The following is a 5,464-nucleotide window of genomic DNA, read 5'->3' on the forward strand; positions in this document are numbered from 1 at the left end:
GCGGGACTGCTGGCGGACGGCGCCTGACCCGGCCCGCCGGCCTGCGGCGGCACCCGCGCCCGGCATCGCCCGTGCTCCGGCATATCCTGTGCGGGCAGTGGCCGTCGGCTGACAAAGGAGTCCGAAGGTGCCGTCGATGCTCGATGTCGTCGTGGTGGGTGCGGGGCCCAACGGGCTGACCGCCGCGGTCGAACTGGCCAGGCGGGGTCTGTCCGTCGCCCTCTTCGAGGCCAAGGACACCGTCGGGGGCGGCGCGCGCACCCAGGAGCTGACGCTGCCCGGCTTCCGCCACGACCCCTGCTCGGCGGCCCACCCGCTCGGCATCAACTCCCCGGCGTTCCGGGCGATGCCGTTGCAGCGGTACGGCCTGGAGTGGGTGCAGCCCGAGCTGCCCATGGCCCACCCGTTCCCCGACGGCACGGCCGCCGTCCTGTCCCGGTCGGTCGCCGAGACCGCCGCGTCCTTCGGGCCGCGCGACGCGGGCGCCTACCGGCGCATGGTCGAGCCCCTGCTGCACCGCTGGGACACCCTGGTCCAGGACTTCATGTCCCTGCCGCTGAGCGCGCTGCCCCGCGACCCGGTCACCCTCGCCCGGTTCGGGCTGCTCGGACTGCCGCCCGCGACCTGGCTCATGCGCCGCTTCCGCGACGAGCGGGCCCCCGCCCTGTTCTCCGGCATGGTCGCCCACACCATCGCCCCGCTCGGCGGCTTCGCGACGTCCGCGATCGGGCTCGTCTTCGCGCTCGCCGGACACGCGCGCGGCTGGCCGCTGGCCCGCGGCGGCTCCCAGTCCGTCTCGGACGCGCTCGCCGCGTACCTGGAGGACCTCGGCGGCGCGATCCACACCGACTACGAGGTGAAGCGGCTCGACGACCTGCCGCCCGCCCGCGCCTACGTCTTCGACACCTCGCCCCGGGCCCTCGCCCGGATCGCGGGGCTCGGCCGCTACTACGACCGCTTCCGGTACGGACCCAGCGTCTTCAAGATCGACTACGCGCTGGACGGGCCGATGCCGTGGACCGCGAAGGAGGCCAGGTCCGCCGGGACCGTCCAGGTGGGCCCCTACAAGTCCGACATCGGCACGGCCCTGCGTGCCGCCTCCGTCGAGGGCCGGGCCCCCGAGGCGCCGTTCCTCATCACCGTGCAGCCGAGCGTCGCCGATCCGACGCGGGCCCCCGCGGGCAAGCACACCTTCTGGGCGTACGGGCACGTGCCCAACGGCTGGGACGGCGACCTGACCGACGCCATCGAGCGTCAACTGGAGCGTTTCGCACCGGGGTTCAGGGACCTGGTCCTCGCCCGCGCCACGGCGGGCCCTGCCGAACTGGCCGTGCACAACGCGAACTACGTGGGCGGTGACATCGCCTCCGGCTCGGTCGCCGGACTCCAGCTGATGCTGCGCCCCAAGCTGTCGCTGTCCCCGTACACCACCCCGCACCCGGCCGTCTTCCTCTGCTCCTCCTCCACACCGCCAGGCCCCGGCGTGCACGGCATGTCCGGGCACAACGCGGCGAAGGCCGTCTGGAAGCGGCTGAGGGCCTCATGAGCCCCCGACTGGTCCTGGTCCAGGGCGACATCACCGAGCAGGACGTGGACGCCGTGGTGAACGCGGCGAACTCGTCGCTGCTCGGCGGCGGGGGAGTGGACGGCGCGATCCACCGGCGCGGCGGACCCGAGATCCTCGCCGCCTGCCGCGCCCTGCGGGCCTCCCACTACGGCAAGGGACTGCGGACGGGGCACGCGGTGGCCACGACCGCCGGACGGCTCCCGGCCCGGCACGTCATCCACACCGTCGGGCCCCGCTGGTCGGCGAGCGAGGACCGCTCCGAGCTGCTGGCCTCCTGCTACCGGGAGTCGCTGAAGGCCGCCGCCGCACTCGGCGCGCGCACGGTGGCGTTCCCCGCGATCTCCACCGGCATCTACGGCTGGCCGCTGGACGACGGGGCGCGGATCGCCGTCGAGACGGTCCGCGCGAGCGCCGTACCGGGCATCGAGGAGGTGCGGTTCGTCGTCTTCGACGCCCGGGCGCACGAGGTCTTCGCCCGGCACCTGACCTGAACCGGGGGGCGCGCTCACCAGGCGACGGGCAGCTCCCTGAGTCCGTACACGATGTTCCGCTCCGTGTACGAGAGTTCCGACTCGGGGACGGCCGGGCGCAGGGTCGGCACCCGGCGCAGCAGCGTGGCCAGGATCAGCTGCAGTTCCACGCGGGCCAGCGTCTGCCCCAGGCACTGGTGCACGCCGAACCCGAACGCCATGTGGCGGCGTGCGTCGCGCTCCAGGTCGAGGGTGTCGGCGTCGTCGCCGAACAGGGCCGGGTCCCGGTTCGCCGTGGACAGCATGCACAGGACGCCCTCGCCCGCCCGGACGGTCACCCCGCCCACCTCGACGTCCTCCTTCGCGGCGCGGGCGAGCCCCAGATGGATGATGGTCAGATGCCGCAGCAGCTCCTCCACCGCCGCGGGGATGCGCGCCGGGTCCGCGCGCAGGCGGGCCGTCCGCGCGGGGTCGCGCAGCAGCGCGCACACGGAGATCGCGGTCATGTTCGCCGTCGACTCGTGCCCCGTGACCAGGAGCAGGAAGCCCAGTGAGGCGACCTGCTGCGGGGTGAGGTCGGGGCGGGCCGCGAGCCGGCTGAGGATGTCGTCGCCGGGCGCGCGGGACTTCAGCTCGGCCAGCCGCTCCAGGAACGTGGTCAACTCGACGTGCGCGGCACTCACTTCGTCGTGCGAGGCGGTGTTGTCGAGCAGGGTGCGGCTGAGCGACTGGAACCGGTCGTGGTCCTCGTACGGCACGCCCAGCATCAGGCAGATGACGAGGGACGGGATCGGCAGCGCGAAGTCCCGTACGAGATCAGCGGGTTGGCCGCCCGCGAGCATCGCGTCGAGCTGCTCGTCGACGATCCGCTGGATCCCCGGGCGGAGCTCCTCCACGCGGCGTACCAGGAAGTCCTTGGTGACCATGCGGCGCAGCCGGGCGTGCTCCGGGTCGTCCATGCGGATGAAGCTCGGTCTGGCGGTGGCCAGTTCGCGCTGCCCAGGTGACAGGAACGGGAACCCGGGGGTGCGGGCGTCGGCGCTGAACCGGGCGTCGGACAATACCGAGCGCACTTCCTGATATCCCGTCACCAGCCAGCAGGCCGATCCGTCGGGCAGTACCGAGCGGGTGACCGGGGCCCGGCCCGCCGCCTCGGTGTAGGCCGGCGGCGGTGTGAACGGGCAGGACCCGTACGGGGCGGGCAGGGCGAGCGGGAGGGGTGGGGCGGAGGTCATGACAGGGATGCCTCTTCCGTGATCCGGTCCGGTGCGGTGAGGTGGATCGCGCCGCTGGGGCACAGCGCGGCGGCCAGGCGCAGCCGGTCCGTCACGGCGGGCCGCTCCTCGACCAGCGTGACCTGGCCGTCCTCGTCGTGCGCGAACACGTCCGGAGCGGTGGACACGCACTGCCCGGCGCTGCAGCAGCGCGCCGCGTCGACGCGCACGGTGGGGCCGCCGCCCGGGGTGCGCAGCGTGTTCAGCGTCGTACAGACCATGGCGCACTGGCCCACGAGGACGAGCAGTTCGAGGAGTTGGGCCGCGGTGAACATCCCGGACAGCTCGCGCCACAGCGGCTCGGGAAGCACCTCGCCCACGGCGAGCAGGTCCACCGCACGCAGCACGGCGGCCTCGGGTGCGCTCCAGTCGTACGCGGCCGGGTCCGCCGCCGTCGCGGCGACGGCCTCCGGGGCGACGCCGACGTCGCGCGCATGGTCCTCGTGGCGGGCGCGCACGTACGGCGCGCGCAACAGGTGCGAGGTGCGCAACAGCGCCAGCTCGTGCAGTGTCGGTTCCAACAGACCCTGGTGAGTGAGGACTTGGGCGAGGTGCAGCCAGGCCTCGGCGAGCGGCGGATGGTGGGCGAGCGTGCCGAAGAGGTTCTCGCGGCCCGCGCCGTCGCGGCGGGAGGCGTGCAGCAGCTCACGGAGCGCGGGCGGCCAGTCGTCGACGGGCAGCGGGGCGATGCGCGGCGTCACCACGTGCACACCACCACCCCGGCGCTCGCCCCGCTCGCGAACCCGAACAGGCCCACAAGATCGCCTCGTTGGAGCCGGCCCGACTCCAGTGCCGTGGCCAGCTGCAGCGGAATCGTGTTCGTGGCGACGTTGCCGTGCGTGGGGAAGGTCGGGTGGATCCGGTCCACGTCCACGCCCACCCAGTCGCAGGCCACCTTCGTGAACGCGACCGACGGCTGGTGGATGCAGACCAGGTCCAGGTCCGCCACGGACACCCCGAGGTCGCGCACGGCCGCGCGCATCCGCTGCGGCAGTCCCTCGAAGGACGCGACGAGTCGGGACGAGTCGATGTGCAGGTGGCCAAGGGAGCGGTGACGGGCGTACGGGTTCGGGAGGGTGGCGGCGGGCCAGCCCCACGAATTGGCGAAGAAGCGCGAGCCGAGCACACCGGGCCGCTCGGACGCCTCCATCAGCAGCGCGGAGCCCATGTCTCCGGTGCTCAGGCTGGGCAGCGCCGTCAGGACGTCGTCCTGGCCGTCGACCGACCACCGGCTCTCCCGGGTGGAGACCTCCGCCGTGGTGATCAGCACGCGCCGGTACTGGCCGGCCTTGATGAAGGCGTCGGCGACCTCGATGGCGTTCAGCACGCCGTTGCAGGCGTTCTTGAGGTCGAACACCGGGCAGTTCAGGCCGAGTTTGTCGGCCACGACGTGCGCGGTGGCGGGCTCCTCCATGTCGGCGAGGATCCCCGTGAAGATGAGCAGATCAATGTCGTCGGGGGCGGCGACACCCGGCGCGCCGAACAGCGTGCGCGCGGCGTGCGCGGCCAGGTCGGACGGCTGCTCGTCGGCGTGCGCGACGGTCCTTTCGAGCAGCCCGTACATGTGCTGGAGGACGCCGCGGGACAGCGTGACGTCCGGGTTGTGGGAGCGGAAGCGGTCCTCCGCCTCGGTGACGCTCTGGCGGCCGGGCGGAACGTGCACGGCCGCATGGGAGAGGGAGCTGTACGCGGTCAAGTGGATGCGCTCTTTCGTCGAGGCCTGTGCGGTGCGGCGGCCTATGCCGGGATCAGCGCGAGCACGACGTTGTGCCCGCCGAATCCGAAGGAGTGACTGACGGCGGCCCGCACCCGCTGCGCGCGCGGCGCCCCGGTCACGCAGTCGAGGGGGAACTCGAGGTCCTGCGGAGTCAGGTTGGCGATCGGCGGCACGGTGCCGTGGTGGAGGGTCAGCGCGGTGACGGCCGCCTCGACGGCCCCGGCCGCGCCCAGGCTGTGACCGAGCACGCCCTTCGGCGCGGTGACGCTGGGGCCGTGTGGCAGGACCCGGCCGATGAGTGCGGCCTCCGTCCGGTCGTTGAGCGGGGTGGACGTGCCGTGCGCGTCGACGTGGTCGACGTCTGCGGGGGACAGGCCCGCGTCCGCGAGGGCGGCCCGCAGTGCCGTTTCCGCGACGACGCCGCCCGGCGCGGGCG

At 73.4% G+C, this 5,464-nt stretch carries 5 protein-coding genes and 1 pseudogene; 2 read left to right on the forward strand and 4 right to left on the reverse strand.

Features of this window, described 5'->3' with window-relative positions; genetic code table 11:
- Positions 1–127: 127 nt before the first annotated feature.
- Positions 128–1,546: an NAD(P)/FAD-dependent oxidoreductase gene (locus G3I40_RS14920; RefSeq protein WP_343244933.1), complete on the forward strand. Its 1,419-nt coding sequence runs from the start codon at positions 128–130 to the stop codon at positions 1,544–1,546.
- Entirely contained in the window at positions 1,543–2,058 is a 516-nt protein-coding gene (locus G3I40_RS14925; RefSeq protein ID WP_164302660.1) for an O-acetyl-ADP-ribose deacetylase, read from the forward strand. Before G3I40_RS14920 ends, G3I40_RS14925 begins: the two co-directional genes overlap by 4 nt.
- A 14-nt stretch (positions 2,059–2,072) precedes the next feature.
- Here the strand turns inward: G3I40_RS14925 and G3I40_RS14930 are convergent, their stop codons facing one another.
- The 4 genes and pseudogenes from G3I40_RS14930 to G3I40_RS14945 all read right to left on the reverse strand — a co-directional run.
- Positions 2,073–3,272 (reverse strand): cytochrome P450, encoded by a 1,200-nt coding sequence (locus G3I40_RS14930; RefSeq protein ID WP_164302661.1) that lies wholly within the window; start codon positions 3,270–3,272, stop codon positions 2,073–2,075.
- Positions 3,269–4,021, reverse strand: coding sequence for a ferredoxin (locus G3I40_RS48140; RefSeq protein ID WP_343244934.1), 753 nt, complete (start codon positions 4,019–4,021; stop codon positions 3,269–3,271). The genes G3I40_RS14930 and G3I40_RS48140 overlap by 4 nt, the downstream gene beginning before the upstream one ends.
- Positions 4,009–5,007 carry a 3-oxoacyl-[acyl-carrier-protein] synthase III C-terminal domain-containing protein gene (locus tag G3I40_RS14940; RefSeq protein WP_164302662.1) on the reverse strand — a complete coding sequence of 333 codons (999 nt, stop codon included), beginning with the start codon at positions 5,005–5,007 and terminating at the stop codon, positions 4,009–4,011. The genes G3I40_RS48140 and G3I40_RS14940 overlap by 13 nt, the downstream gene beginning before the upstream one ends.
- A 41-nt stretch (positions 5,008–5,048) precedes the next feature.
- Positions 5,049–5,464 (reverse strand): annotated as a pseudogene (locus G3I40_RS14945) (3-oxoacyl-ACP synthase); the annotation flags it as partial.

This window comes from Streptomyces sp. SID14478, from assembly GCF_010548525.1.
Lineage (GTDB): Bacteria > Actinomycetota > Actinomycetes > Streptomycetales > Streptomycetaceae > Streptomyces.

What these genes read in the sequence shown, in the direction of transcription:
- G3I40_RS14930 (WP_164302661.1), bottom strand. Translation starts at nt 3,272, where the DNA reads ATGACCTCCGCCCCACCCCTCCCGCTCGCCCTGCCCGCCCCGTACGGG.
- G3I40_RS14925 (WP_164302660.1), top strand. Translation starts at nt 1,543, where the DNA reads ATGAGCCCCCGACTGGTCCTGGTCCAGGGCGACATCACCGAGCAGGAC.